The following is a 26,685-nucleotide window of genomic DNA, read 5'->3' as shown; positions in this document are numbered from 1 at the left end:
TTCTCGTGAGCTTGGCGGAGTCAAGGAACTCATGTTTTTAGCCCCTTCCCCTTTAAACTTTACCCTTATCCCTGTTCTGTCACTTCCGGAAAACAATAATCGTAGCGAAACACTAAAACTTTTATCTAATCAAGCTTTGAGCCTTTCTTTTCTAATAGAAACTAAAATTTGTAGCTAAAAAACCAAAAGTAAAGTTCCGAAAGGCTTTCAGGCACTGGTTTCTCCCAAAGTGACAGAACAGGGTTAGATTGCTAGTGGTAAAGCCAATCATCTATGGCGCTACTTTTTCTTTGAACTGCTTCCCAGGATAAAATGCAGGCACTTTGGTAGGCTGGGTACAAACAAGACGACAAAAAGGAAAAGTAATGGACTTAACGCGACTACTGTCCCTAAATAAATAAATTTCAATCTACAATATCAACTCGCTTTAATGCAGCAGTCAATCCTGCCATAAACTCAACAAAAACGCGAACTTTAGCCGAGAGATAGCGTTTTTGCGGGTATAACACAGCGATCGCTAACCCAGTTTGGGGTGCGTAAGATTGCAGAATCGGTTGCAAATCTCCCCGTGCGATCGCTTTGGCTGCGATAAATTTGGGAAATTGGACTACGCCGGCTCCACCAATCACCGCCTCTAAAATGACTTCTGAATTATCGAATCGCAGATAACTCTCAACACAAAGGTCAATCGCTTTTCCATCTTGTTCAAACTTCCATTTTGCCCTGCCTTCTTGATGCCCGTTCGCGGAGCGTCTCCTTTAGGAGAAGAACTGTAGGGCGATCGCTACAGCTTTGCAGTCATTGGATTGCTAGTGGTAAAGCCAATGCATCTATGGTGCTACTTTTTCTTTAAACTGCTTCCCAGGAGAAAACGCAGGCACTCTAGTAGCTGGAATAGTCATTGGTTCATTGGTTTTGGGATTACGCCCCTCGCGCTCGGAACGCTCGCGTCGCTCAAATGACCCAAAGCCAACGAGCGTTACCTTCTCCCCATTTGCTACAGCCTCAGTAACAACTGACAATAAAGCACTGATGATTTCATCGGCTTGCTTTTTTGTGACGTTGGCCTTTGCTGCTACAGCATCTGCTAATTCACCTTTGTTCATAAATCACCCTGAAGCATTGCGAGTAAAGGAAATTTACCATGACTAATACCAATTCTCTGAAATAAGGCTACAGATGAGATAATAAGATGAAACTAGATACAAAGATGAACAATGTCAGGGGTATATCAACTAGAAATTAAAGAGACTGTCGCAGAACTCAAAGATTTACTGGCAATACAAAAAACTGCGACGGCTAAAGAAAGAGTGCAGCTACTATATTTACTCAAAACAGGGCATGGTCAAACAATTTCTCAAACCGCAGAAATTATTGGTCGAAATCGAGTGACCCTACACAAGTGGATTCGACAGTACAAAGCAGGCGGTATTGAAGGACTATTAAAACAAAAATCTTCGCCAGGAAGACCAAGAACCATCCCAAACTGGGCAGAAAAAGCATTAGAGAAAAGATTGCAAGAACCACTTGGATTTAATGGTTATCAAGAAATTGTAGAGTGGCTAGAACAAAACTTGGGAGTCAATTCTTGCTACAAGACAGTTCACAAACTGGTTTATTACCGTTTGGAGTCATCGCCAAAAGTACCACGCCCCAAAAGCGTTGAACAAAAACAACCACAAGTAGAGGCATTTAAAAAAACCTTGCACACAACTTAGCAATGCTGTCTTGGTTTTGCTTAACAGTTTTATGCACAACGAAAACGATTCGTTTTTGGTGCGAGGACGAAACTCGAATTGGATTGAAAACAATCACAGGACGGAAAATCACAGGCAAGGGTGTCAAACCCGTTGGTGTACACCAGTGGCAGTTCAAAGCAACATATTTATATGGAATCATCGAACCACTGACTGGCGAAAGCTTTTTTTGGGAATTTTCACATCTTAATACTGACTGTTTTCAGATATTCCTCAATCTAATTTCTCAACATTTTACTGATTCAGTACTAATTATTCAACTGGATAATGGTGCCTTTCATAAAGCCAAACGTCTTCAAGTACCAGATAACATCATTTTATTATTTCAGCCTGCACATTCTCCCGAGTTAAACCCAATTGAGCAGGTTTGGCAATATATTAAGCGCCGACTGCGTTGGTTATTACCTAAAAAACTTGATGATTTACGTACTGCTCTCTACGCTGAAATTGGGAAATTAACCAAACAAATTATTGTATCTATTGCCCGAAGACAATATATTTTAGAGGCACTATCTGTAGCTAGCTTTTAGAGAATTGGTATAACTTTCGTGAGGCTAGGGGGAAAAAGACTAACAATCACGCAGCATACGAAAATTAACAATGCACGCCTACTGCTGTGGTGACCTTGAATTAAGGAGTACAGCCAGTTGAGTTTTAGGAGAGGGGGTATGAAATGGGATACAGCCATTTGCGAAATAATTGGGTTAGGCGCGGCATAATCACATAGGTAAGCAGAGCGACACCGAGTCCTGTGCTAATCAGTTGATTGAGCAATACAGGTAGCCCAGACAGCAATGGTACTAGCAACCGATTGAGCTGAGGAAGCGTGAAGAATACTCCTAGCCAGGTCACTAACGCCATTTTGTAGCGGGGTGGTGGAGACATCATAGGTTTGTTTGAGAGAGTAAACCAGGTTTCCAATCCGGTCAGGGTTTGAATATCTTCTGGCTTTTCAATCAAGGGTTGCAATCGCTCAATCCATTCCCGCCGAATATCTGATTCTAGCCAGGTCTTGAGATTGTCGTAGCAATCGAACTTGAGAATGACCACGTACTCAGAATGGGCGTGATTCTGGGGTCGAATAGTGCTGACACCCAAATGTCCCTTGAATTTTCGTGCATCTGCGGCAATGCCATGAAACCATGCTTCGTAACCTTGCTCACGCCCCGGTCTCACTACATGAGAGATCACAGCAGTGACTGGACAGTTTTCTTCACTGATATTAATTGCTAACGGTTCATCAAACATAGTATTTAACGTTCGTAAGCAAACTGGATAGCAATTCGGTTGCCCCGAAAAGCCCAAAGCTCTTTGATCAGACGGTATTCCAATTCTTTAAGCCACTTGCGAGTCAAGAACTGAACAATCGCCTCACGACCAGATAGAAATTCTGAACGGTTGCGCCAAACGCTATCTACTGACTTTTCCTTCTAGTTTTTTTTATGATGATGAGTCCTATGGTTGAATGCCACTAAGAAAAGGTGAAACCTCGTCAGGGCAGGGTGTTGGGGGTAGGGTTGCAGGTTCGTGTTCCAGACAATTGAATGCGAATGCGTCAAAAAGTTCAACATCTTCTTAATTACCCACACCCGAACCTGCAACCCCACACCCAAAAGCCAGTAATACCAAGGATTTACGCTTTTCTTAGTGCCATTCTCCTATGGTTGTTGAGGGCTGAAATATCTGGTGTAAAGAATTGTCAGGTGTCTGTGCTTGCTACCTGCTTACACGTTTGAAAACAGCATATTTAACCCTTCAGTCATCGTGGGATGAGTCAAAATTCCATCGCGCAGAACGGTATAGGGCATCTGAGCTTGCATCACCATTTGCACTGTCGAAATCACTTCACCCGCTTCATAACACAAGAGTGAACATCCGAGAATCCGACCCGTCTTGGTATCCACGATCGCCTTCATCAGTCCATCAGTTTGACTTTGTGTTACTGCTCGCATAATATCTCTTGCATCTAGCTTCGCCACTCGAATGGCATACCCTTGTTGCTGCGCTTCGGTTTCGGTCAGACCTATATGAGCCAGTTCTGGGTCGATGAAAAGACAAGATGGAACCAAACGACCTTGTGTGCTGCGGTTGCCGCCATCAATCAAATTCGCTTTGACAATCCTATAATCGTCCAGTGCCACATGGGTATATTGCGGCCCACCATTAATATCGCCTAACGCCCAAATCTCCGGTATGTTCGTCTCCAGGCGCTCGTTGACTGGAATGAATCCTCGTGTATCGGTTGCCACACCAGCAGCAGCTAGATTTAAGGTATCAGTGGTTGGCGCACGACCGACGGCTACTAACAAGTGTGAACCCTCAAGGCTCATCTCATGCTCGGCAGCTTGAATCTGAAGTTTAATTGCATTGCCAGGGCGATCAACTCTTAACACCTTCGCCTTCAGCAAGAAGTCAATGCCGTCTCGTTCCAGTAGTGCTTGCACTGCGATCGCAATATCTGGATCGTGCTGTGATAGAATTTGCTCACTCTGCCCAATGACAGTGACGCGAGAGCCAAAGCGCCGGAACATCTGGGCAAACTCCAACCCAATGTAGCCGCTACCGAGAACGAGCAGATGCTCTGGCAACTGTTTTAGCTCCATGATTGACTCGCTGGTGAAAAACCCAGCTTCCTTGAGTCCCGGCAGGGATGGAATCAACGGTCGCGTGCCTGTATTGATAAACAATCGTTCTGCTGTGAGTAAGCGAGTTGTTCCTTCATCTGTTGCCACTTCAATTGTTTTAGGTGCCACAAAGTGAGCGGTGCCAATGATCAGATTGTCCCCCAATGCGGTGTGCAAGTTGTTAAGATTTATTGGTCGCAGGGACTGCACGACTGATCGTTTGCGCCCAATCACTGCCGCTAAATCAACCGTGGGCGGTGCCGTGTTGATGCCATAGGCAGCACTGTTCCGCACAGTATTTGCCACCTCTGCACTTGCCACCATCGTTTTGCTGGGAATGCAGGCAATATTAGGGCACGAGCCACCAATCATGTTTAAGCTACGTTCCACCAGAGCGGTTTTGCGCCCGTCCGCGACTAGTGCAGGTGCCAGGGTTTTACCCGCTTTGCCACCGCCGATAATAATGTCGTCGTAGTATTGGGTATCCATTTCCATCTCCTTTGCGTTTGACGTTATTTCACAGCAGAGCTTGCTGCTTCAACAATCAGGTTGGCAACTTTTCTTGGATGAGAGATAAAGGCCACATGGCTTGCCTTGATCTCAATTGTTTTAGCACCGATTCGCTTTGCCATGAATCGCTCAAGCTCAGGGTTAATTGCCTGGTCTTCCTGAGCCACGAGGTACCATGAGGGAATTGTCTTCCAAGCTGCGCTTTCCACTGATTGGTCAAAGACCGCCTTGGAGGGTGGCTTCTGCGTCGCTGCCATCACCCGCGCCTCGACTATCGATACGTCTTTAGCAAAGACCTCGTGAAACTTCTCACGATCAATGTAGAGAAACCCTGCTGTATCAGCTATAAGTGCTTTGCTGAGTGGAGGGGGAGCATATCTGCTACTTAACTTGCTAATTGTTTCGCCTGGTTCTGGTGCAAAACCAGCGATATAAACCAATGCTTTCACTTGTGGGTTGCCAGCCGCCGCAGCTGTGATCACGTTTCCACCATAGGAGTGTCCGACCACAACAACGGGTCTCCGTTGGGCATCAATTACCCGCTTGGTTGTGGCAATGTCGTCTGGCAAAGAAGTAAGCGGATTTTGTACAGCGGTCACTGTATAGCCATCCTGTTGTAAAAGCGGAATGACGTGTTGCCAGGATGTAGCATCGGCATTGGTACCATGAACAAGAATGATCGAAGGTTTAGGGTTGGACGCTTGGGGTAATTCCTTAAAAATGGCTGATGCTGGATGCATGAATACTATAACGACAACACTAAATGCGAGTAGTAACAGCAAAAATCTTTGAACTTTTTTCCATGTAAAAATCATCCTTGTTGTCACCTCTATATTCCTGCTGGATTGTTGAAATCTCTAAAATGGGCTTTGTTGTTCGCATGATTAACTTGAAAGCTGATGGAATTGGTAACTGGTTCATGCTGGATATGCGGTAACACCAAATAGACAAACACAATTTCCAGTTGGATTTTTCCCTGCTTATTCTGGAATGACAATCACCTACTACCCTAAATGCTGTTTTAAAAACGCCAACGTGCGATCGCCTGCTAATTCTGCGGCTTCTTGGCGATAAGCGGAACTACCCACGCGACTAAACCCGTGACTTACTCCTTCATAGCGATAGATTGTTACCAGGGGGTTGTCTTTCAGTCCTAGCTGAATGGTCACTTGAGCGCTGGGTGACACAAACTCGTCATTTCCACTCAGATGCAATATCAGCGGTTTCTGAATCTTTGTCGCTTCTGCTAAATTCTTGTCAATGTCAACACCGTAGTAACTAACGTTGGCATCCGCATCAGTAGGTGTTGCCATGAAATATGCCAGTTTACCGCCCATACAAAAGCCCACACTGCCGACCTTGCCTGTGCTGCTGGGATACTGCCGCAGAAAAGACAGGGTTGCTTTTAGGTCTTCTACGCCGCTATCCACATCAAACGCTTGGAGTAGCTCAACGGCTTTAGCCCACTGATCCTTATCGTCAGCATCAAGTTGCACATTGGATTCCAGTCGCCAATATAAATCTGGCACGATCACCAAATAGCCTGCCTTAGCATAATCATCGGCAATCTGTCGCATAGTATTATTGACCCCAAGAATTTCTTGAATCAGCACAATTCCTGCACGAGGCTGACTACTGGGTACTGCTAGATAGGCGCTAAAACTGCCCCCGGACAAGGCTGGAATGGTTACATTTTGAGTTGTCATGATGTCCTTTCTTTTTAAGAATTTGCTATTTAGACTTTGACCGAATTAAACAACGTTGCTGACTGAATGCAAGTATGAAGCGATCGCCGTACCCAGCGGGGCTTTGTCCATCGCCAGTGCCATCAGCATGGTTGAAATGGACACCAAGAAGATAAAGCAACTGGTACACGATTCTGCTCTCCTTAGTACAACGTTTCATTAAGGGCGTCGGAAATCAAAATTTGACAACTCCTAGAAGCGAGCTATTCCTCAAACGAATTCCGAACCCTCTTTCATGGAGATGTGTGCTTAGTGCGTCCAATTGTTGTCAAGCTAGTAACTAAACCTTGCACTGATTAGGCAGAGATGGGTTGCAGCCGTGACGTGAGAAATTGACGTATGTAGTTTGCGATCGCATCCCCATCTTCCTCCAGCGCAAAATGTCCAGTATCGAGTAAATGGAACTCAACGTCTTTCAGGTCGCGCTGGTAGGCATAAGCGCCTTCGGCAGGGAATATGTCGTCGTTCTTACCCCAAACAATTAGGGTGGGAGGTTGATGTTTGCGGAAATACTCCTGCCATTTTGGATAGAGCGGTGGATTAGTTCTATAGTCATAAAAAAGCGCCATTTGAATCTCAGCATTTCCAGGGCGATCAAGGAAGAGTTGATCCATGTTCCAGGTGTCAGGGCTGATCGCTTCAGGATTGCGAGCGCCGTTGATGTATTGCCACTTCGTTCCTTCCAGTCCGAGAAAGTCTCTCAGCTTTTGAGCATTAAGAGAAGAAGGATCTTGCCAGTATGTCTTCATGGGTTCGGTAAACTCCCGCAGCCCCTCCTCATAGGCATTCCCGTTTTGCACAATCAGGGCTTGCACTCGCTCTGGGTATTTAGTAGCTATTCGATAGCCAACAGGCGCACCATAATCCATCACGTAAAGACTGTATTTTTTGAGGTCGAGCGCAGTAATAAACTTCTCCACAATCTGGGCCAGGTGATCAAATGTGTAGTCAAACTCATTCACAGTTGGCATTGAACTGTTACCAAAACCGGGATAATCGGGAGCAACGAGATGGAAGCGATCGGCAAGCGCAGGTATCAGATTACGAAACATGTGAGATGAGGTCGGGAAGCCATGCAACAGCAAAATAGTTGGATTATCGCGCTCTCCAGCTTCTCGATAAAAGATATCTAAACCATCGATTGCGATCGTGCGAAATGTAGCCATAAGATTACTCCTTGTCGGTTTATTAATACCTTGTCCTTTAGGACACGCTACGCAAACGCCAATTTATGGGGGTGAGTTGATGATCCTTGAACTATTAACTTGCGGCGTTTCGCATCGGTATATAACACGCAGTAATGGTTGTACAGATCCCAACTCCCAGTCTCAATTAGAAACAGCGAGGGTAGCAACCTGCTAGCAAAATATTCTTCTTACCTGAAATTACTTTTGTAAGGTTATAATCTTTTTGCTTCTCTACAGTATTTTTATCTTGAATTTGAGTTTGGTCGTTACTGTAATTAAACTTTAGAGCATTGTCCTCTGAGATATTATGCTTTTCAAGCGCCATGCTAGAGTCAAATTTAGATGTATTCAGATCATTATTAGGTAGAGTAAAATTCTGGCTAATTTTGGTAATAGCAGAGTTCCCAGAAAAAGCTATTACACCACCTATTACGACTCCTAAACCTTTAACCCAGCACAAAAGATTACTCATAGTCATATTGCATCTTTTCAAAGAACTGATAGTTACTGAACAGCAGTTAAGCTGTACCAATCTGAGATACTGTATATCGAAAACAGTAATCAGCATTTTATTTTTATCAAAGTTTATTAACTTCAACGATCAATTCCAGGGGGGAGTTGAAGGTGAAGTATCTCTACAACAGTATTCTCTTGAAACTTAACAATCTGATTGAGGTTGTGTTTGTGTAGCATTTTGATTCCTGGGATTGCTGATTTAATGTATGAATCTGGGTACAGAGACTAGCAATTGCTAGTCCCTACAAAGGCTTTGAAATCACCCAAAATCATTTTCATACCTGAATTCAGCAATGCCTGATTTTTCTGTTAATTAAGTTTGGCAGCGCCAAAAGTAGCGTTGAACGCATAACACCAAATAGCAACAGACTGATAATTTGCTAAATCTAGCCAGGATGGGATGGGGTAACGTTGCTTTCCAGTAAAGCTTTGTAAGCGGTCAAGCAGGAAAATTTCTTGCTCTTTAATTGGAAAATCTGGGGGAGTGGTTGAACCAATAACGTCTTCAAGGCGATGGAGAACCACTCGTAAGTCAGGGCCAAGATGGGAAGTTTTGAAGTCTGGTTGTAACTCGACGAATCGTTGCTCGGACTCTACTACAATCTGAACTGTTCCTTCAGTAGGATGTTCGCCAGAAACAAAAGTGCCAGATAAGTTCATAGTTGAAAATTCTCCAATGATCTCTAGTATTAAACTCAACGTCTTTCCAGTCGCCAGTAGACCTTTTTACTGATTTCCCACAATTAAAACTTGTTGCTTTGTGTAAGTCCTGGAAGTTGTACGGTGAGTCTTCGTGTTGTCATTGCTCAGGAGGCGGGGGAATAATCTCGATGCCGTACTTAGGTGCAGTGCTGAGGATTTTATCTAAGTCTTCAGAACTCAATGGTGGGGCAGATGTAATTTGACCATTCACCGTCTTTCCGACTTCGGCAATAAATTTCTCAAATCCTGCGGGTGTCACCCAAACCAACATTTTGGCCGGTACAGAGGTAGTATTGGTAAATCGATGAAGCTGACCTTTGGGCGAATGGAGGAAGGTTCCAGCCGTTGCGGCAAGGGTGCGATCATCAAGCTGGAATTCAATCTCTCCGTCTTGCACATAGAATGATTCATTTTCTCGGCTGTGTCGATGGGGAGGAGTACCACCACCAGGTGCAACGATTACCTCACAAAGCGCGTAAGCTTCACCTGTCTCTTCACCAATTGCTTTGAAGGTATAAAGGTCTTGGCCAAAGTAGTAAGAATAACCCCCACCTGATTCAACGAAAAGTCCGTTTTGGTTGATTGTCATTGTCGTCTCCAAGCAAACAAGTTGTTTATTCGTAAATCAGTGTTAGTGATGGTACACAGTTCTGTTGCAATCTTGATCGCGCACTGAGTTTAGATGAGGACACGCTACCGCAGGAAATAGTTGTTTATTAGACCTGCTTTGAAAATCTACGAGGCGTGGACTGCTAATTTAACGACCGCTCAACATCTCTGAGCTACTACCAGCCATTGGACGACTGCGACGCAAGTCTCGCCAGATTTGGGTAGCTGCTAATGCCCCATCTGCGGCGGCAACTACAACTTGATTCAGTCCAACTTTGAGATCCCCAATCGCAAAAATGCGGGGATGGGAAGTCCGCGCCATCTTATCGGTGACTAAGTTTTCGCCCTGCTTTTCCAAATCAAACTTTTCCAGATAATCGGCGTGATACTTCGACCCCATTGAGATCAGACCAGCTTCTAGCTTAATTATCGTGCCATCTTCCAGTTCCACTCCATTCATCTGATGGTCTTCGCCCAGGAATTGTTGAATTGGCGTTTCGATTATTTGATAACCCTTCTCTTGCAATTTCTGGCGTAACTCACCATCGACTTCAAACATTCCTTGCGTGAATAGGGTGATGTGAGGTGTAAACCAACCTAGAGAAAAAACAACCTCCGCGTTGCTGGCAGTGTTGGCAAACACGCCTACTTTTTTGTCTGTCATTTCGTAGCCATCACAGATTAAACAAACGTGCAGGTTGTACCCGGCATAGTCAAACACGTTTCGCATATTATCCAAATTAGGCAAGTAATCAATAATGCCACTGGCAGCAATCAGATATCTGGCATGAAACGTTTGATGCAAGCTATCTTGCCGACCAATTTTGACTTTTATGGCAAAGGTTTCTCCCTGATCCACAATCTCTTCCACAAAGGCATCGAGCATATCACCACCTAGAGTAAGGTAGTGCTCCTTGCCTTGTCGCAGGAGCGATCGCCCCGGTGTATCTGGCGGTAATCCAAGATAGTTATGCAGTTCTTGCATCCAGAAAGAGCGGGCTTTGCCTTTATCGATAATTAAACTGGAAAGAAGATAGCGTTGCAGATAAATTCCGGCAGACAAACCACCTGCTCCACCACCAACCACGATCGCGTCGTAAATATAATCAATACGTTCTGAGAGATTTTGCTTTGTCAGTTTCATGGCATTTTTCTCATAGCAATATCAATAGACTTCTTACAAAAGTCAACTTCAAATCTGTGCCATACCGCCATCGACAAACAGCTCGATGCCGTTGACAAAGCTGCTGTCGTCACAAGCGAGAAAGACAACGGCTTTGGCAATCTCATCCGGTGTGCCTACTCTACCCAGTGGGATGGTGCTGGCTTGGCTATCCACGAATTCCTGCACCTGCTTATCACTCAGTCCCAAGTGATTGTAGCCAGGAGTAGGAACCACACCAGGACTAATGGCATTAACCCGGATCTTGCGCTCTTTGAGGTCGAGTGTCCAATTACGGGCAAACGATCGCACAGCGGCTTTGGTTGCGCTGTAAACGCTGAAGGCTGGGGTGCCGACGGTAGAAGCAGTCGAGGCGTTCAGAATGATAGAAGCGCCCTCTGGTAACAGAGGCAGTGCCTTCTGCACGGTGAACAGCAGACCTTTGACGTTAGTGTTGAACGTTTTGTCAAAGTGTTCTTCGGTGATTTCGCCGAGTGGAGAAATCGCTCCACCACCAGCATTGGCGAATAGCACATCGAGGTGTCCTTGCTCTTGCTTAATCGTGGCGAACAGGCGATCTAGGTCTGCCAGATTGGAGACATCGCTTTGAACGCCCGTAACGTTTTCACCAATCGCTTTCACGGCAGCATCAAGTTCAGTTTGACGACGACCCGTGATGAAGACATACGCTCCTTCGGCGACAAAGCGCTTGGCAGTGGCAAGACCGATGCCGCTGGTACCGCCGGTGACAAGAGCGACTTTTCCTTCTAGTTTTTTCATGATGAGTCCTCTGGTTGTTGAGTTTGAAAGAGTCGTCCGCAGTAGGTTGCTTTCAACACGAGAATTTACCCTCGATAGGCAGCGTTTTTCACTCATGTGAGATACAGGAGATGAAGAGATAGGCACTCCATTCGACTGTTACTTCACTATCTCAAATTCTGGGATGTTCCAGTTCCTCAGTAATTCATACCTTGATTCAGCAACGCCTAATTTTCTTTAAGAAAGTCCAGCAACACAGGATTTACTTGATCTGCATGAGTCCAGTTTATGGCATGCGGGCCACCAGGTATCACTACAAGGCGGCTGTCTTTAATTAGCTGCGGCAGCCTCTTTGCGGTAGACTCAAATGGAAGGATGCGATCGCTATCTCCATGAATAATTAGAGTTGGCACGTCGATGCGTGGCAGATCATCACGAAAATCGGTCAACCACGATGGTACACAGTCCAGAGTTCCCTTAGCGGAAGCTCCTGCTGCAACATTCCAGCTCAGTCGGATAGCATCGTCGCTAATACGTTGGCGAAGCCTCTCGGAACGAGAATCACCGAGAAACACATCCACGTTGTAGAAGTCTTTGAAAAATGTGGACAGATAAGCTGGGCGATCATCTACGATACTCTTCATAATTCCGTCGAAGACAGTGCGATCGACCCCTTCGGTATTGTCGTCTGTCTTCAGCATAATCTTCAAAAACTCAGTGGCAAAAAAGCTTTTTCCATTTGGGTTCAGTATTTGTCGTAATCGCTTCAACTTTTGTTTTGTACCGTTCGTTTGGTATACTTAAACTGTCGGGTAATATTTAGCAAACATCTGTTGAAAACCGGATGCAAAGGGTTGATCCCTCACGAGAAATCCTCCTCCATTGAATGGTTCAACTGAAGTGAGAGCCTTCGCCAGCTGCAAATGATTTTGTAGGCGATCGCACCGATGCAATGACGACCAATTCCACCGCAGCATTGAGTGGTAAGGTTGTTTGTCCAAAGACTGTCCGTGCGTGACCCGCCCGATTGTTCAAAACTTGTGCAAATAAATCCGATGCTCCATCTAGTACCCCGGCATGGTTATACCAGTTCGGTACACATTGGATATGTCCATCCAGGCGCACAATACTATTTAGCGTTTCAAACTGTTGGGTTGCAGCGTGCAGTTGAGCCAACACATTCAGTCCTGCTAACTTGGCGGCTTGATAACCGTCTGCATCATCCAAATCTGCTCCTAATTTGCCTGCATACTTCAATACGCCATTAAGCAGAGGAATTTGCCCTGACACAAAGATGAGATCCCCAGTTCTGACCCAAGGATGATACTGTCCCAATGCCTGTGGAGGCTGAGGTAAGGTCAGTCCTAAGTCCGCTAAACGTTGTGTGATAGACATAGCACCATTGTTGTTGCAGTAGGTTTCATAAGCTCTAGGGCTTTAGCACAATCGTGCCAACGGCAACGCCTGCAGCCAAACGAGCATGGGCATCACGGGTTTCATACAACTCATAAACTCTATCGAGAGTGGGTTTAATCTTACCCGCTTTTACTTGTTCTAAGCCCCAACGTAAGTCATCGATATCACCCATTAAAGAGCCTCGAATTTGCTGTTGAGCAAAAAAGAACGGAAATATCTCAATGGTGGTTTCCATCCCCGTTACCATACCCATAGAAACCAAAACGCCAAGAGGTCTTAAAGCTTTCAGGGAATCGGATAGAAAACGCCCGCCCAAATTATCTAGAATCATATCAGCTCCCTGTCCTTCTGTCCAGGCGTTTACTCGTTCAACAAAATTTTCCGACTCAGTTTTAATGACGAGATCAGCGCCTAAACTTTTCACGAATGCTTCTTTCTCTGGCGTTCTAATCGTTGCTGCTACCTTAGCCCCAAGTGCCTTGGCTATTTGAACACCAATAGATCCTGTCCCGGACGCTGCACCGTGGATAACAACTGTGTCCCCTTTTTTGACTTCGCCAACAACTTTAATTGCCTTAACACAGGTAACCAATGGCATTGGCAACGTTGCCACAAGCTCATCTGCCAAACCTGTTTCATCCTTAACCAGCCATTTCTCAGGCACCACCATGTATTCGGCATAGGTTCCCCATTCAGCAACACCGCGAATTAGGTAGCTGGGGGCAGCGCTCATTGGCTTAAAATCATCGTCTTTAGAATCCAAAGGATATCCTGGCATTGGAATCACCCGTTCTCCAATCTGAAAACGGCTCGAACCCAGCCCATTTGCCTCAATCACACCGACTGCATCCGAGCCTAAAATATGAGGGAAACTCATATTTGGATTCACACCACCCAAACGCAGGTAGTGATCGATACGATTGAGACCAGTTGCAAGAATTTTGATACGAACCTCACCGACTTTAGGCTCAGGCGTATCAACATCAACATAGTCAAAGACATCCGGTTCACCAAATTTTCTGATTACAGCAGCTTTCATAGTTCTATATCAGGTATACTATTGCGCCGCAACAATTTCTATTACGGAAACGGTAACAGTGATTCAAATTGAGCAAGAATTTTCTTGCCAAGGCACCTACTAATAGAATGTTTTGAGGGAAAAAATCTAGTTTTTCACCAGTGGAATTATGACTGAAGCTACTGGTTGTGAAAGGTAGCCTGCGGCTTTGATTAAATCGGCTGCTTTTTCGCCAATCATGATCGTCGGTGCGTTCGTATTGCCTGTGGTGATCGTTGGCATGATGGAGGCATCCACAACACGCAACCCCTCAACCCCATGCACCCGCAGTTGGGGGTCTACAACTGCCAAAATCACTTCAGAGTTAACCCTGACCTGGTGCAGTGTGTCCTCGTGCAGATATTCCACCCCAACCGTGTGAGTGCCTTCAAACAACAAGCGAGTTACTAACGCTCCTGTAGTTACAGTCAAATTGGGACGCTGGAGAATGGGCATAAGGAAGGCAGCAGCAGCACTATGCCGCTTACCATCCTTAATGGTCAACTGATAAAGTCCTGCTCCTGACTGCTGCTTTCCATTAACATCAGGATTATGGTCATATCCTAGTGCCACTGCTGCGTCTACAAAGCGTTGGGATACCACAGCAGGCGCAATCAGATCGGTGACGCTCAACTCTCCATCAACCCCGTGGTACTCGGACGCGCCTCGTGAGGAGTGTTCCGATTTCTTGAAGTAGGGCAAAATATCTTGGTAACTCCAGCCAGGATTTCCCAATGACTGCCAATGGTCATAATCGTGAGGATTACCTCGCAAATAAATCATAAAATTAATCGAACTGCTGCCCCCCAGAACTTTGCCACGGGGACAAAAGATTTTGCGGTTATTCAGGTAGGGTTCTGGTTGGGAGAAATATGCCCAGTCCACCTCAGAACCTAGTAGACTGAGACATTCCGCCGGGATGTGAATCTCTGGTTTCGTATCAGGGGTACCCGCTTCGAGTAATAATACAGTTGTTTTACTGTCTTCGGTCAGACGGTTGGCGACAAGGCATCCTGCCGAACCTGCACCAATCACAACGTAGTCATAGTGAGTCATAAAATTCTCTTCCCCTGTGCCTGGAATGGATTTGCTATGTTCTCGTAGCAGCTGAGGGTAGGGTTCCAGGCGGGCCAAGGGTTTCATCGCCCATCTGGGCAGAAATGCGCGCAAGCAGTGCCATATCCAGTGTTTCTGTCTCATCCTGCATCCCCATTTCTGCAATCAGCCGAGCAGGCCCGCTTGGTGCGTTAATGACTAACCCGTGTGCTGGCTGATCGCTGAACACGGCGACCATGTGTGGTGTGCCAATAGGAATCAAGATGTTTTCACCAGCGCTCAGCACGACCTCTTTCTCACCAACAAAGACCGTGAACTCCCCGGACAGCACATATAGTTGTTGGGAATAACGCGTGTGGCGATGAAGGGGTGTCTGTGAGCCAGGAAGGGAGTATTCTTCGATCAGATCGTACTGACCTGCGGTAGTTGTGTGATCGGCAACGATGGTAAGGCGAGAACCAAACAACCAGAGTGATTGTGACATGAGATTGCTGCTTTCTCCTTTTTGATAGGTATAAAGTTGATGTTTAATTGCTGTACTAATCAGAGTGGTCAATTGCTGCAAAGGTGCGATCGCTCCGCGCCATCGCCTGCTTTGTAGGTCGAGTTCTGTCATCCCTGCTTCAAATACTTCTCAAACCAGTACAACTGCGTTGAACTGGCAATCTCAAAGCCCTCACCTTGGAAACCGTCAAAGTGTCCGCCCTTCAAGATTGTGAGAGACTTCGGCTCCATCGCCCGCGCATGGACAGAGGCGGTCAAGTCCGCAGGTGAAAGAAAGTCTTTCTCGCCTGTAATCAAGCATAGCGGGGTGGGAAAAATCGCCTCAATGTGAGGAATCGGTTCGTAATATAGACAATGTTCAATTGATTCAAAGGAGATTCGATTCTCCCATCTTCCTTCACTTGCGCTTTTGTTCGATTCAACCCAATTGAATGCGTCGGGTGTCGCCAGGAAACTGGGTTCACCAAGCGGGGCAACCAAAGGAAGGTAACTCACCTCTTTGGTTTGATACCGTTTTATCCGGTCAAGTGAAACCATCTTTGTGAGTTCTTCCATCTGAAGTGGGGAAACCAGACGGCGGGAGATGAGAAACGCATTCACCGTAGGCATCTGTGCTACGATCGCTTTCACGCGCGGATCGAATGCAGCCAGATGCAGCGCGTGACCGCCGCTATAAGAAAAGCCCCACAGACCTATGCGCTCAGGATCAACTTCGCTTTGTAGTTGAGTCCAGGTAATAGCATTACGAAAGTCTTCATGCTGCTCTGTAGGAAGCATTTGTCCGCGAGGTTCTCCCTCACTAGCACCAAGGTAGCGATAATCGAACAGCGAAACGACAAACCCAGCTTGAGCGAATTTCTCGGCAAACTGCGGCAATCCCATTTCTTTGGTCAAGCCAATTCCATGAGCCATGACAATGGCCGGAAAGCGATTGCCGGATACGACTTGATCTGGAGTGTAAAAGGTGACGGAACACTTTAGGCCTTTACTTTCAAAAGTGGTTCTTCTTTGCATAGCTGCTTACCCTATGTTTTTTAGTTGGGGTTTAAAGACCAGAAACATTAATGACTTGCAGTGGCAATGGCTGCCATCAACTGCTCACTGTTCCAGCGATCGCTATATCGAATTCCATTAATAAATAAAGCTGGGGCAGCCGTTACTCCACTGTGTAATCCACTTTCTATATCTTGATTAATGTGCGCTATGTGTACTTGGCTGGATATATCTTGCAGAAATTGGGGAATATCGAGTCCTAGATTATTGGCATACTCCACAAGATAATCGTTTCCTAACTCTTGTTGATGGGTAAACAAAATGTCGTGCATCTGCCAAAACTGGCCTTGGGTGGCTGCCGCTTGGGCTGCTTCAGCTGCACGTTGAGCATAAGGATGTATTTGCGGCTGTGGAAAGTGGCGAAATACAAAACACAAGTCATTGACCTGTTGCTGGATTGCTTTGATTAATTGGTGAGCTTCGCCGCAAGTGGGACACTGGTAGTCACCATATTCTACGAGTACTACTGAAGTACTTACCAATCCCTGAATATGATCTTGTTCTAAAATCGGCACAAGTAACCGATTATAATCACCAAGACTCATGAAAGCACCTCTAAGGAAAGGAGTGCAGCAGGTAAAGACAGATGATTGCTATGAAACCTTTTTCAAAATTGGACAGATTGATTTGGCTCTGTTATCTGTTGCATAAACTCAATTTGGCATTGCTGGGTAAAGATATGAATTTGTATCACGCAGAGCCGCAGAGGCACAGAGAATAAGAGTTTGAGAGATTGAATTTTTGACTTTCATACTCAAATTCAGCAACGCCCTCAATTTAGAGGGTTCACTCGATTTTGTCGCTGAGAAAAACTTCAGTTGATAAGCTGACAATTTAGACAGCTAATAAACTGACAAATTTGACAGGTATGACGCTATAAGTTAACAATGCCACGCCTTAACGCAACGATTACAGCCTGAGTGCGATCCTCCACGCCCAGCTTACTTAAAATATGATTGACATGAAAGTTGACAGTGCGTTCAGTAATATATAGAGCCTTGCTAATGGCTTGGGTACTCTTGCCCGTTGTAATGAGTTGAAGCACCTCTAACTCGCGATCGCTCAATTCTGGACTTGCCATGCGCTCTAAAAGTTTGGCACCGACGCGGGGTGGAATGTGCTTCTGTCCTTTGTGAACGGCACGAATCGCGGACAGCAATTCTTTTGGCTCGGCATCCTTGAGTAAATACCCTTTAGCCCCTGCTCGCAATCCCTGATAAATGTCTTCATCGCCCTCGTAAGTCGTCAATACGATGATCCGAGCAGCAGGAAACTCGGTGCAGATGGCAGTAATCGCAGCGACTCCATCCATCTGGGGCATTCGCAAGTCCATTAAAGTTACATCTGGCTGTTCTTGACGAAAGACAGCGAGTGCCTCCTGACCATTCCCAGCTTGTCCAACAACAAGGATATCTGGCGCTTCTTCCAGCATCGCAACCAAACCCTGACGTACAACGGGGTGATCGTCTACAACCAAAACATGAATGGTATTAAGTTGACTCATGATGGTTTTTCTTGCTGATTCACGGACACCGCAATTTCTGTTCCTTGTCCGGGGGCACTCTGGATCTGGATCTGTGCTCCAATGAGTTCGGCACGTTCTGCCATCCCTAATAAACCAAAGCCATTGTGACTAAAAGAACGATCAATTGCAAATCCCTGTCCATCGTCCTTAATTCGTAATATGCACTGCGTGGACTGATAGATTAGTTCAACACGAATTTCAGTTGCTTGTGCATACTTGAGTGCATTCGTCAACGCTTCCTGTCCAATTCTAAGAAGATTATTTTCCACCTCAGAGGGTAGCGGATAGGGGATGCCGATGGCTTCACACATAATTTTTATACCAGTGGATGATTCTAGCTGACTTGTCAGATGTTTGAAAGCGCTGAGTAAATCACTATTTTCTAACAAGTAGGGACGGCGTAGCGCCTCTACAGAGCGGCGTGCTTCCGAGAGTCCAGTTTGGGCTAAGTTCTGGACTTGAGCTAGGTGAGCCTGAGCTTTTTGAGGGTTTACTGTTATCTTGTTCGCAGCAGTTCTGGCGTGAATGATAACACCCGTGAATGACTGGGCTAGTGTATCGTGAATTTCTCGCGCCATGCGATTGCGTTCTTCTAGGATAGAATCGCTAACGTATCTAAATTAAATTCAGCACCGATACAAGCTGCTAACTGGAGAATTTGCTGTGTATTTTCTGGTAATTTCTTTAACTGGATCAGTAGCAACTCTACCACATTATCGGTAATATCCTGGGCTTGAATATCAGCAATGTTCCATTCCCAGCATAAGTGTTGTGCATCAAAGGTCAGCAGGTTTTCGCTATGCAGCATTCTCAAAAACTCACCGACAAAGAAAGGATTGCCCTCAGTTTTATGCAGTACTAACTCGGCCAAGGAAAGAACTGTGTCTGCATTCTGATGTAGTGTCTCGGAAATCAACTGAATCAGTGGCTCAAGCGTTAATGGTGAGAGGATTATCTCCTGAAGCACTGCCCCTTGTTTTTGGAGTTTCTCTAGCGTTAACATCAACGGATGGGTTGAATTTACCTCATTATCTCGATAGGCTCCAATCAAAAATAGCGATTGGGTTTGCTCATCAAGCAGCATCAACTCGATTAAGTTAAGTGTCGCTGAGTCTATCCACTGCAAATCGTCTAAAAAGATCACAAACGGGTGTGACTCTGAGCAAAACACCCGCACAAAATGCCCAAAGACACGATTAAAGCGATTTTGAGCTTCAGTAGCTCCAACGCCTGGTACAGGCGGCTGCTTGCCAATAATCAGTTCAACTTCAGGGATCACATCAATGATGATTTGTCCGTTGCTTCCCAAAGCTGTCAGTAGGCGCGATCGCCACTGTTGTAACTGGTCGTCTGGTTCACCAAGCAGTTGCTGCATCAATTTTTGCAAAGCATCTGCGATCGCGCTATAGGGAATATTGCGCCCAAATTGGTCAAATTTCCCAGAGATAAAATAGCCGCGCTTTTGGGTGATTGGTTTATAAATCTCCTGCACTAATGCTGATTTTCCAATTCCGGCATAGCCGGATACCAGCATCATTTCAACAAAGAATGTTGAGTTGCTATTTTGTTCCTGTTCTAAAGTTTTTCCTGCATAACTTTGTGAAGAAGCAACGCGGTCAAAAGCCGCCATTAACATTGCAACTTCTTTGTCTCTTCCATATAGTTTTTGGGGAATTTGAAACTGATCCCAAACATCTTGCTGACCCAATTTAATGCTATTAATTTGACCGATGTCTGCTAGCTGGTAAGCACACAGTTCTAAATCCGCTTTGATTCCCCAAGCGCTCTGATAGCGATCTTCTGCATTTTTCGCCATCAGTTTAAGAATGATATCTGAAACGAGTTTGGGAATCTTTGTATTTATTTCATGAGGTGAAGGTGGCTGTTTGGCAATATGACAATGAACTAGCTCAAGAATGTCCGTTGTTTTAAACGGCAGATGTCCGGTTAGCAGTTCGTAGAACGTCACCCCAAGCGAGTAAAAATCGCTGCGGTAATCGAGCAAACGGTTCATTCGTCCTGTTTGCTCTGGAGAAAGGTAGGCGAGTGTCCCTTCTAAAACATAATGGTTCTTGAAAGTCGGATTCGTGCGGTTAAATTGGGTGGCAATCCCAAAATCAATAATTTTGACAACCCCAGTATCCAGATTAAAGACTATGTTTCCAGGGTTGATATCTTTATGAATGACATTAGCTGCATGAATTCTGCCCAAAATGTCGCAACTAGCGATCGCAAGACCAAGAAAAGCCGATAAAGGCATTGGGCAGAAAATGTCTGGGCGCTTGTGCATCCATTGCTCTAAGGACTCTCCCCCAAAATCTTCTAAGAGAATCGCCAGAGTCCTTTGATAGTCCTGCTGGCTGTATGCCTTGACCACTCCTTCCAGGTTAAGGAAACGGGTAATTTTATATTCCTGTCTGTAGCGGGTCAGTTCTTGAGGTGAGGGATAATCAAGCTTTAGTATTTTTACTACAATCGCTACTCCATCGTCTCTAATGCCCCGATAAACCAAAGAATTAGAACTTTCGTATATTTTGCTTTGGATAGCAATACCAGGTAGAGCAATCATAGAGCAACTCTTGAGAGTTTGATCTGGAATACCTCAAACTATACAGTAATTCTCATTCCGAAAATAATTACTTATTGTTTGGTAATCGAGAATAAATTTGATAAAAAAATAGATGACTAAACTCTGATTTCAGACTTTAAAACACTCAACAATTTTTCCTACAGTCCAGTTAAATAAGCCCGCTTCAGCTTACCCAACGATTCCAAAAACTTCTGCACCGATTCTTCCAACCCACTAGAATACACCCGATTGATGCGATCAGCGAAGCTGGGCGTTCCGCCATCGCAAATCACCTGCATCTGCTCACACTCGTTCGGCAAGTAATCATAAGACTTCAAATGCTGCACCCCAACCGTCAATTCACCATCCCAGGTTCTCACAGTACAACTAAAGTCGTTTACTTGGCTAACAATCGCCCAGCAGCCGCTCTTGCCCCTGAGTTCGGGATTATCCTTTGCAAGAATTTGACAGACTTCACCTAGCTGGTAGCTGTTAGGGACTTGGGTGCGTTCCATTATTTGCTGCACTACGTTTTTAACAATTCTAGCTGGTGGCACTTTACCCCCTGCCTGCTCTACCGCTTTTAGCCACACTTCCTGCTGTTGCTGGGGTTCAAGCTTTGTCATTGGTCGAACTTGTCCCTCTGCTGCCGGCAAAATGTGATCAAATTGATCACATTTTTCTATCAAATTATCGAAAACAACAGCCGCATCCATTAAAAGATAAGACTGGCGGCGGCTGTGACCAAACCTATCACGGCAATATTCCTCAAATGTGCGGTGGGTGGAACGATAGAGTCTGCGATCGCCTACGGCGGGGCGTAAGCCCATCGCGTAACTCTGCCAGCGCTTTTCCTGCCTCAAAAAATGCTCGTTCCACCTTTCGCTCCAATGCAGGCGATCGCGAATCTCTTGCTCGGTTAACTCTGGAATTTCAACAGCGGTAACCGTAATTGTTGCTGTAGCTGGGTTTTCTGCCTCAAAGATATCCTCCGCAGAACTAGCAGGTGGCGTGTTGTCACTATTGCAACTGAAATCCATCGCCCGTCTCAAGCAAATCTACAGCAAAATCGGCTGCACAGTGGAGGTAAGCGACAAACGCTGCAAAGATTCTTGGATTAGCGCGATCACTGATTATCAATCCACCCAGGCTCAGAAGATTGCTCCAGCTACCCCTGACGAACAAGCCACAGCCCAAGCCGTTGCACCCGTAGCACTCACCCTTGTAGAAATATCTTTTGATCATCACGAATATTACGCTGGTAGCCAACTGATAGCCAGCATCGCCCATGACGACGACCACTTAACACAACGCTGGGTAGTCATGGTGGAGGGTGTAGAGAAATTTCGCGCTAATACTTGGGCAAGATGCCATCGCTTCATAACTTGGCATCACAAACAAGGCACACTCAACACACTACCAATCCCACAAGTACAAGAACTTACATTTTTAGAAATCTCGTATTACGACCAAGAAGTACATATTGGTGATTATCATACTGATAGTTATCTGGTAGCCAGTATCAGCTTCGACTACGACAACTACGAAGATTTATACTGGCGAGTGATGATTAACGCCCAAGAGATTTACCGAGACATTACACCCGCGCTTTGCTACGAATACATCAAGCAGCAGTACTACCAAGGCACGTTACCTGTGCAAGAACAGTTTCCGAAGACTTCTATCTCTGCATGAATTTCGGAGAGTTATATATGATTATCAAGACTACAAAATGGACTGAAGCAGAACTCACAATTCTTGAGGCAAAGGCTGAACTTTATACCCCTAAACAAATTGCCTCAATTCTCAAAAGACATGGCTATTTCCGCACTCCTGATGCTATTTCTACTAAACTCTGGAGTTTGGGTTACTCCACACGCCCATTTCTTGATAACTACAGTGCTGCTGAAATTGCGCGTATTCTTTGTGTTCACCGTACTACAGTTTCTGGTTGGGTAAGGCGCGGTTGGCTATCTAATGGTAGACATTCTGTTAGATATTATCAGATTCGTAAATGGCATCTTAAAAGGTTTTTTGATAACCCACCACAGCATCTTAAAAAGCGCATTGCCGAAATTGACCCAGAAGCCATTAACTACTTGTTAGGGAGACGAGCATCATGATTGACCAAATCAATTCACTTTATTTGTGCTGGTACATCGCCCCACCTTGGGGCGATCGCATTCCACCAGTTGAAGTCAATCTGCTGGAGCGAGTCTACGTCGGAGCTTCGAGAACATTCGGCTACTGCTGCGGGGTGCAGTGGAAACAAGACCGATGGATTTATGCAATTGCTTCTGCTGGTGAGATTATCTACACCACAGAACATGAAATCATCGGCACTGGGGAAATGCAACTGGCTGCACTTGAAAAACCCACTTTTGTTTTAGGCGATCACGTAATACTCCGTTCCGATGACGAGTGGACAAAGCAGCGGCTAATTCTGGGGATTCAATTACTGAACAGGTCTTGGTTCTATTACGTTGAGTGGATGCCCCCTGCACTGGAAGAAGCCACTACTTTGGATGACCGACTGGCTTTTGTACAAGAGAAGGATTTGGTACGGGTATTTCCCAGTCACCTACTATCTCGATTTCTTAGAAAGGCAGCAAGCCTCTGAACTTTACCAACACTGTTTGAAACTAGAGTGGCAACAGAATTACATCAGGATGGTCGGTAAAACTATGCCCGTCCCGCGCCTCGAATGTATCAAAACAAATTATTCTACCTCATGGTTGATGCGTCACCGACTGGGGTTGAGGCCAGTGTTGATGGATTTGTTCGCTGGGGTTGAGGTAACGGGAACTGAGGCAGTTATTCAAGCGGTAAGCGTTAGCCATGCCGTTAGGCTTATCGCGGATTTCTCAAAACGCAATGCACCGCACATCAAGGGTATTTTGAATCTCACCATACCGCTTGATGAGTCCCCAATCTGGGTTTTGGGTCAGTATTTAGAGCAACTTGGTTTATCTACCGAATCGCGGCAGCCTGTGGAAGACGGGAAACGGGTTAGGTATTATCGGCTCAATACTCTTGCTGTCGCGTTTGTGCAACAAGTTTTAGAGTATCGTCAGCAGCAGCGAGAACAGAGAGAAAGCAAACGCCAAGAAGAGCAAGAGCGTCACGCTGCTTATGCTGCTATGATGCAGGCTCAGTATGGTATTGAAATAGATAGACCGTCATCTAATCTCCCGTCCACACCCCCCACTAATAAAGATGGAAGTAATAATTGGGGGGGTATGGACGGACAGCAAAATCTCAGTAATCCGTGGTGGAATAGAGTTAAATATTAGACCTCTTGCACGAATCAAGAAAACAGAGCAAGTTCATAATTGAGAAGTCCAGCAATCAAATTGCAACGTAAGGCAAAGCGTCTTCTGCGGTTACGATATTGTTCTTTAAGAATGCGAAAAATTTTCAATCTGCGGTTAATGTGTTCGCCAATAACACGCAGTTGAGCTAAATTGCGATTGTGGTGGCGTTCAGGAGTCGATAAATCAGTAGCACGAGGTAATAAGCGTGGGAATACAGCTATGAGTATGGAGTTTAGCAATTCCTTGATAGCCTTTGTCGGCTAAACACAACTGTGAAGTATGAAATCTGACTTTTGTGTTTTTCAGTAAGCAAAAGTCATGAATGCGACCAGTTCCATAAGCGGTACAGATGATGAAAGCCACTGGCTTGGTCAACTACCAATTGCGCTTTCAAAGTATGACGTTTTTTCTTGCCGCTGTTGTAGTGACGCTGTTTTTTTTTGGACGTTCCACATGTGTTTCAGTCACATCTATTACCAATACTTTCCATTCATATGCTGGTTGATAAAGCTCTTTTTTCCCAGGCAGTCGGAATGCTCCTGACTTAATCAAAATATTTTCCACCTTCCGTACTATTCGAAGCTATTTCTTGTGATTAAGATCACACCACTTATCAAATCAAGATAGCTATTATCAAGTTACTAGATAGCTAATATCTATTAAAAAAATAACTAGAGGTTTCCATTGGAATGTATAAACTAGTACATAAACTTATAGATACTAAAGTTAATAGATTTTAATTTTACTTAGCCATCTGAAAATCAGAAAAAGGTCAATAGTAATGCTTGAACTTTTACTAAAAAACCAATTAAGCGCTCCGAGAAAGCAAAATTTTAAAAATGAGATTTTGACCAGAATAAAAAATAGAAAAGTAGAATTCATAGCATTGTACTGGCTCTAACCACCATTTTAGGATAATTTTCGCTTATTATAAGTGTATATGTACTATTTCAGGCTGCGTGCTACTGCCTTGGGTTATCTGAGGTTAAACAACTGGATTCTGGAGCAGGTGACCGCTTCGCTGGATGAATAGCGCACTTTACTCTTGGGAGCGAGCGTACACAATAGTCCCGGAGTTATCCGAGGCTGATGATGGTATGCCACAGAGTGACGAATGTAAACCAATGGTTGTCATACATCTGACTGGGTTACATGGGTGGTGGTGTTGATACTGACGCTTAACTCTTGTGTGACGGCAGTTTCAAGATTTTTCGTGATTTCTGCATAAAACACAAAACTTTAACTCAAGGATCGCGCCTCAAGAATGATTTCTCGTCAACTGCAACAAGATGGCCTCAAGACTCTGTAGTGCTGCGTTTGTAGTGCGTTGGTGTTCTTCAAAGTTACGCTGGTGTATCTCGTGGCTTTCACGTAACTCAAGTAGTACATCATCTAAAATTGCACTACGACTTAGCACACGGTCAACGTTGCTAGTCAGTTCTCGCATTTCCCGTTTTAGCTCATCGAGTTGGATCTGGGAGGTAGCTTGTCTAAGCGCTAGGTTATCTAACTGCACTTGAGTATTGGCTTGTCGTTCGGCAAGCCCTAGCATTATTTGTTCAATGCGGTCTAGTCTGTTGGGGAAGTACTCAGGCGTGTCAGTCATTTTTGCTTTCAGCTTAGTCCTCTATAGGGATTATATAAAGTTGTGACTGATGATTGCACGTTATTTTAGCAACAGTCTCCAGTAGACTTCTTGGCACTTGTGGGGAAAAGGGCAGGGGGAAGGCGGAAAGGAATAAGAAAAAACCTTTACCCTTTTCCCACAAGAGTGCAAAAGTTACTTTTGCAAGAGACTCCATGAGCGGCGCTCACAAGGAACAATTAAAATATGATACATTTTGCTCAAGCAGTTGGAACAAAATACCGAATCTTCGCTGCTATAAAAGAAACGCTCCTAAGCGATCGCTCTTGAGTGTACTGTGGTAACGGCATTATAGACAAGACTGGAATTGCTCATGGATGAAAGGTGATGAGTACGCAGATACGAGCGATATTCTGCTTAGAGATTAGCAGCAACTTGCTCGCTTTTTTCTCTCAATTCTGTCGAGGCGATTAGTTGATTGTCCGGCGTCGCTTATGTAGGTACTTCAGGTGAACATAGGAAAGCGATTCGGTCTAACTAACTCATCATATCAAAGCTGGCAGAGTGATTTAAACCGGAAGGCAACGCAGTTCTCATGCATAAGGGAGTGATGGCTTCTCTACGAGACGCTCTGCGAATGCCAATGCGCCTGGGCGAACGCCCAGCAGTATCTCTATACTCTCGATTTTATCTGCGTTTAATCATTTATGCTCTGTACGCTGCTCCCTCGAAACACGGTTGCAATGGCGATAAGCTGTTCTTAAGCCTTGGACTTCTCCCACTCGTGAGAGGCTACGTTAATGGAGATGCTAGCACGTAGCTTGCTTCTCCGAAGGAGTACGGCGATCGCCAGACATAGCTTGAACATTGCGGCTTAGGTGGGGCAACAGAGCAGTGTAATTATACAGTAGAGCTTGTCTAAATGTGTGACAACTAATGGGTGTCATGTATTCGGCCGATGGTGTTGTTCCCATTCCTTGGGTTAAGAGCGACAAATCCTTATGCAATGACACTTTCAAAGTTTTTGGTTCTTTT

At 45.1% G+C, this 26,685-nt stretch carries 35 protein-coding genes and 2 pseudogenes; 8 read left to right on the top strand and 29 right to left on the bottom strand.

All coding sequences use genetic code 11. The features are described from left to right. Positions 1-404: 404 nt before the first annotated feature. Positions 405-710, bottom strand: a pseudogene (locus tag WKK05_RS11740) (LysR substrate-binding domain-containing protein); the annotation flags it as partial. A gap of 120 nt (positions 711-830) precedes the next feature. Continuing rightward, the gene (locus WKK05_RS11735) at positions 831-1,106 is read right to left on the bottom strand and encodes an HU family DNA-binding protein (RefSeq protein WP_341529892.1); all 276 of its coding nucleotides are present in this window, start codon (positions 1,104-1,106) and stop codon (positions 831-833) included. A gap of 111 nt (positions 1,107-1,217) precedes the next feature. Between WKK05_RS11735 and WKK05_RS11730 the strand changes: the two genes are divergently transcribed. Next, positions 1,218-1,718, top strand: a complete 501-nt coding sequence (locus tag WKK05_RS11730; RefSeq protein ID WP_341524716.1) for a helix-turn-helix domain-containing protein — start codon at positions 1,218-1,220, stop codon at positions 1,716-1,718. A gap of 2 nt (positions 1,719-1,720) precedes the next feature. After that, positions 1,721-2,287, top strand: coding sequence for an IS630 family transposase (locus WKK05_RS11725; protein ID WP_341524715.1), 567 nt, complete (start codon positions 1,721-1,723; stop codon positions 2,285-2,287). A 124-nt stretch (positions 2,288-2,411) separates the two neighbouring features. Here the strand turns inward: WKK05_RS11725 and WKK05_RS11720 are convergent, their stop codons facing one another. The 24 genes and pseudogenes from WKK05_RS11720 to WKK05_RS11605 all read right to left on the bottom strand — a co-directional run bounded on the left by WKK05_RS11720 (position 2,412) and on the right by WKK05_RS11605 (position 21,791). Then, a complete protein-coding gene (locus WKK05_RS11720) occupies positions 2,412-3,005 on the bottom strand; it encodes an antibiotic biosynthesis monooxygenase (RefSeq protein WP_341529891.1) in 594 nt (197 codons plus the stop codon). Between the two features lie 5 nt (positions 3,006-3,010). Next, positions 3,011-3,166 (bottom strand): annotated as a pseudogene (locus tag WKK05_RS11715) (DUF1348 family protein); the annotation flags it as partial. A 315-nt stretch (positions 3,167-3,481) separates the two neighbouring features. Then, positions 3,482-4,870: a mercuric reductase gene (locus WKK05_RS11710; RefSeq protein WP_341529890.1), complete on the bottom strand. Its 1,389-nt coding sequence runs from the start codon at positions 4,868-4,870 to the stop codon at positions 3,482-3,484. A gap of 23 nt (positions 4,871-4,893) precedes the next feature. Then, on the bottom strand, positions 4,894-5,706 hold the full coding sequence (locus tag WKK05_RS11705; protein ID WP_341529889.1) for an alpha/beta hydrolase: 813 nt from the start codon (positions 5,704-5,706) through the stop codon (positions 4,894-4,896). A 14-nt stretch (positions 5,707-5,720) separates the two neighbouring features. Then, complete coding sequence (locus WKK05_RS11700; protein WP_341529888.1) at positions 5,721-5,888, bottom strand: hypothetical protein; 168 nt, start codon at positions 5,886-5,888, stop codon at positions 5,721-5,723. Positions 5,889-5,895: 7 nt separating this feature from the next. Further along, the gene (locus WKK05_RS11695) at positions 5,896-6,597 is read right to left on the bottom strand and encodes a dienelactone hydrolase family protein (RefSeq protein ID WP_341529887.1); all 702 of its coding nucleotides are present in this window, start codon (positions 6,595-6,597) and stop codon (positions 5,896-5,898) included. A gap of 25 nt (positions 6,598-6,622) precedes the next feature. Beyond that, positions 6,623-6,766 carry a hypothetical protein gene (locus WKK05_RS11690; RefSeq protein ID WP_341529886.1) on the bottom strand — a complete coding sequence of 48 codons (144 nt, stop codon included), beginning with the start codon at positions 6,764-6,766 and terminating at the stop codon, positions 6,623-6,625. 166 nt (positions 6,767-6,932) lie between these two features. After that, positions 6,933-7,802 carry an alpha/beta hydrolase gene (locus WKK05_RS11685; protein ID WP_341529885.1) on the bottom strand — a complete coding sequence of 290 codons (870 nt, stop codon included), beginning with the start codon at positions 7,800-7,802 and terminating at the stop codon, positions 6,933-6,935. Between the two features lie 166 nt (positions 7,803-7,968). Then, positions 7,969-8,295, bottom strand: coding sequence for a hypothetical protein (locus WKK05_RS11680; protein ID WP_341529884.1), 327 nt, complete (start codon positions 8,293-8,295; stop codon positions 7,969-7,971). A 353-nt stretch (positions 8,296-8,648) separates the two neighbouring features. Next, positions 8,649-8,999 carry a DM13 domain-containing protein gene (locus tag WKK05_RS11675; protein ID WP_341529883.1) on the bottom strand — a complete coding sequence of 117 codons (351 nt, stop codon included), beginning with the start codon at positions 8,997-8,999 and terminating at the stop codon, positions 8,649-8,651. A 139-nt stretch (positions 9,000-9,138) separates the two neighbouring features. Further along, positions 9,139-9,630, bottom strand: coding sequence for a cupin domain-containing protein (locus tag WKK05_RS11670; protein ID WP_341529882.1), 492 nt, complete (start codon positions 9,628-9,630; stop codon positions 9,139-9,141). Positions 9,631-9,798: 168 nt separating this feature from the next. Further along, entirely contained in the window at positions 9,799-10,794 is a 996-nt protein-coding gene (locus WKK05_RS11665) for an NAD(P)/FAD-dependent oxidoreductase (protein WP_341529881.1), read from the bottom strand. A gap of 48 nt (positions 10,795-10,842) precedes the next feature. After that, positions 10,843-11,592 (bottom strand): glucose 1-dehydrogenase, encoded by a 750-nt coding sequence (locus WKK05_RS11660; protein ID WP_341529880.1) that lies wholly within the window; start codon positions 11,590-11,592, stop codon positions 10,843-10,845. Between the two features lie 206 nt (positions 11,593-11,798). Further along, positions 11,799-12,341: an alpha/beta hydrolase gene (locus tag WKK05_RS11655; RefSeq protein ID WP_341529879.1), complete on the bottom strand. Its 543-nt coding sequence runs from the start codon at positions 12,339-12,341 to the stop codon at positions 11,799-11,801. A gap of 121 nt (positions 12,342-12,462) precedes the next feature. Further along, entirely contained in the window at positions 12,463-12,966 is a 504-nt protein-coding gene (locus tag WKK05_RS11650; RefSeq protein ID WP_341529878.1) for a RidA family protein, read from the bottom strand. A gap of 34 nt (positions 12,967-13,000) precedes the next feature. Next, on the bottom strand, positions 13,001-14,026 hold the full coding sequence (locus WKK05_RS11645) for a zinc-binding alcohol dehydrogenase family protein (RefSeq protein WP_341529877.1): 1,026 nt from the start codon (positions 14,024-14,026) through the stop codon (positions 13,001-13,003). A gap of 126 nt (positions 14,027-14,152) precedes the next feature. Next, on the bottom strand, positions 14,153-15,100 hold the full coding sequence (locus WKK05_RS11640) for a GMC family oxidoreductase (RefSeq protein ID WP_341529876.1): 948 nt from the start codon (positions 15,098-15,100) through the stop codon (positions 14,153-14,155). Between the two features lie 34 nt (positions 15,101-15,134). Then, positions 15,135-15,716, bottom strand: coding sequence for a cupin domain-containing protein (locus tag WKK05_RS11635; protein ID WP_341529875.1), 582 nt, complete (start codon positions 15,714-15,716; stop codon positions 15,135-15,137). Continuing rightward, positions 15,713-16,618, bottom strand: coding sequence for an alpha/beta fold hydrolase (locus tag WKK05_RS11630; protein ID WP_341529874.1), 906 nt, complete (start codon positions 16,616-16,618; stop codon positions 15,713-15,715). Before WKK05_RS11630 ends, WKK05_RS11635 begins: the two co-directional genes overlap by 4 nt. A gap of 47 nt (positions 16,619-16,665) precedes the next feature. After that, a complete protein-coding gene (locus WKK05_RS11625) occupies positions 16,666-17,202 on the bottom strand; it encodes a DsbA family protein (protein WP_341529873.1) in 537 nt (178 codons plus the stop codon). 329 nt (positions 17,203-17,531) lie between these two features. Then, positions 17,532-18,161, bottom strand: coding sequence for a response regulator transcription factor (locus WKK05_RS11620; RefSeq protein WP_341529872.1), 630 nt, complete (start codon positions 18,159-18,161; stop codon positions 17,532-17,534). Continuing rightward, positions 18,158-18,760, bottom strand: coding sequence for a sensor histidine kinase (locus WKK05_RS11615; protein ID WP_341529871.1), 603 nt, complete (start codon positions 18,758-18,760; stop codon positions 18,158-18,160). Before WKK05_RS11615 ends, WKK05_RS11620 begins: the two co-directional genes overlap by 4 nt. A 14-nt stretch (positions 18,761-18,774) precedes the next feature. Then, a complete protein-coding gene (locus WKK05_RS11610) occupies positions 18,775-20,751 on the bottom strand; it encodes an AAA family ATPase (protein ID WP_341529870.1) in 1,977 nt (658 codons plus the stop codon). 158 nt (positions 20,752-20,909) lie between these two features. Beyond that, a complete protein-coding gene (locus tag WKK05_RS11605) occupies positions 20,910-21,791 on the bottom strand; it encodes a hypothetical protein (protein ID WP_341529869.1) in 882 nt (293 codons plus the stop codon). Here WKK05_RS11605 and WKK05_RS11600 point away from each other — a divergent pair. The 4 genes from WKK05_RS11600 to WKK05_RS11585 are packed head-to-tail and all read left to right on the top strand — an operon-like array spanning position 21,766 to position 24,044. Further along, positions 21,766-22,446 carry a hypothetical protein gene (locus WKK05_RS11600; protein ID WP_341529868.1) on the top strand — a complete coding sequence of 227 codons (681 nt, stop codon included), beginning with the start codon at positions 21,766-21,768 and terminating at the stop codon, positions 22,444-22,446. The genes WKK05_RS11605 and WKK05_RS11600 overlap by 26 nt on opposite strands. A gap of 17 nt (positions 22,447-22,463) precedes the next feature. Beyond that, the gene (locus WKK05_RS11595) at positions 22,464-22,874 is read left to right on the top strand and encodes a hypothetical protein (protein WP_341529867.1); all 411 of its coding nucleotides are present in this window, start codon (positions 22,464-22,466) and stop codon (positions 22,872-22,874) included. Next, positions 22,871-23,371, top strand: a complete 501-nt coding sequence (locus tag WKK05_RS11590; protein WP_341529866.1) for a DUF1392 family protein — start codon at positions 22,871-22,873, stop codon at positions 23,369-23,371. The genes WKK05_RS11595 and WKK05_RS11590 overlap by 4 nt, the downstream gene beginning before the upstream one ends. Next, the gene (locus WKK05_RS11585; RefSeq protein ID WP_341529865.1) at positions 23,277-24,044 is read left to right on the top strand and encodes a hypothetical protein; all 768 of its coding nucleotides are present in this window, start codon (positions 23,277-23,279) and stop codon (positions 24,042-24,044) included. Before WKK05_RS11590 ends, WKK05_RS11585 begins: the two co-directional genes overlap by 95 nt. A gap of 14 nt (positions 24,045-24,058) precedes the next feature. Here WKK05_RS11585 and WKK05_RS11580 read toward each other — a convergent pair whose 3' ends face one another. Further along, on the bottom strand, positions 24,059-24,304 hold the full coding sequence (locus tag WKK05_RS11580; RefSeq protein WP_341529864.1) for a transposase family protein: 246 nt from the start codon (positions 24,302-24,304) through the stop codon (positions 24,059-24,061). Positions 24,305-25,090: 786 nt separating this feature from the next. Between WKK05_RS11580 and WKK05_RS11575 the strand changes: the two genes are divergently transcribed. After that, a complete protein-coding gene (locus WKK05_RS11575) occupies positions 25,091-25,234 on the top strand; it encodes a hypothetical protein (protein WP_341529863.1) in 144 nt (47 codons plus the stop codon). A gap of 89 nt (positions 25,235-25,323) precedes the next feature. Here the strand turns inward: WKK05_RS11575 and WKK05_RS11570 are convergent, their stop codons facing one another. Next, a complete protein-coding gene (locus tag WKK05_RS11570; RefSeq protein ID WP_341529862.1) occupies positions 25,324-25,671 on the bottom strand; it encodes a hypothetical protein in 348 nt (115 codons plus the stop codon). A 589-nt stretch (positions 25,672-26,260) separates the two neighbouring features. Between WKK05_RS11570 and WKK05_RS11565 the strand changes: the two genes are divergently transcribed. After that, positions 26,261-26,470, top strand: a complete 210-nt coding sequence (locus WKK05_RS11565; RefSeq protein WP_341529861.1) for a hypothetical protein — start codon at positions 26,261-26,263, stop codon at positions 26,468-26,470. Here the strand turns inward: WKK05_RS11565 and WKK05_RS11560 are convergent. Continuing rightward, positions 26,460-26,663, bottom strand: a complete 204-nt coding sequence (locus WKK05_RS11560) for a hypothetical protein (protein ID WP_341529860.1) — start codon at positions 26,661-26,663, stop codon at positions 26,460-26,462. The two genes, WKK05_RS11565 and WKK05_RS11560, sit on opposite strands and share 11 nt — an antisense overlap. Positions 26,664-26,685: the final 22 nt, after the last annotated feature.

It is taken from the genome of Nostoc sp. UHCC 0302 (assembly GCF_038096175.1).
In the GTDB taxonomy this organism is placed as follows: domain Bacteria; phylum Cyanobacteriota; class Cyanobacteriia; order Cyanobacteriales; family Nostocaceae; genus UHCC-0302.
The sequence above is the reverse complement of the archived record's forward strand: the minus strand, read 5'-3'. Positions and strand labels throughout refer to the sequence as shown.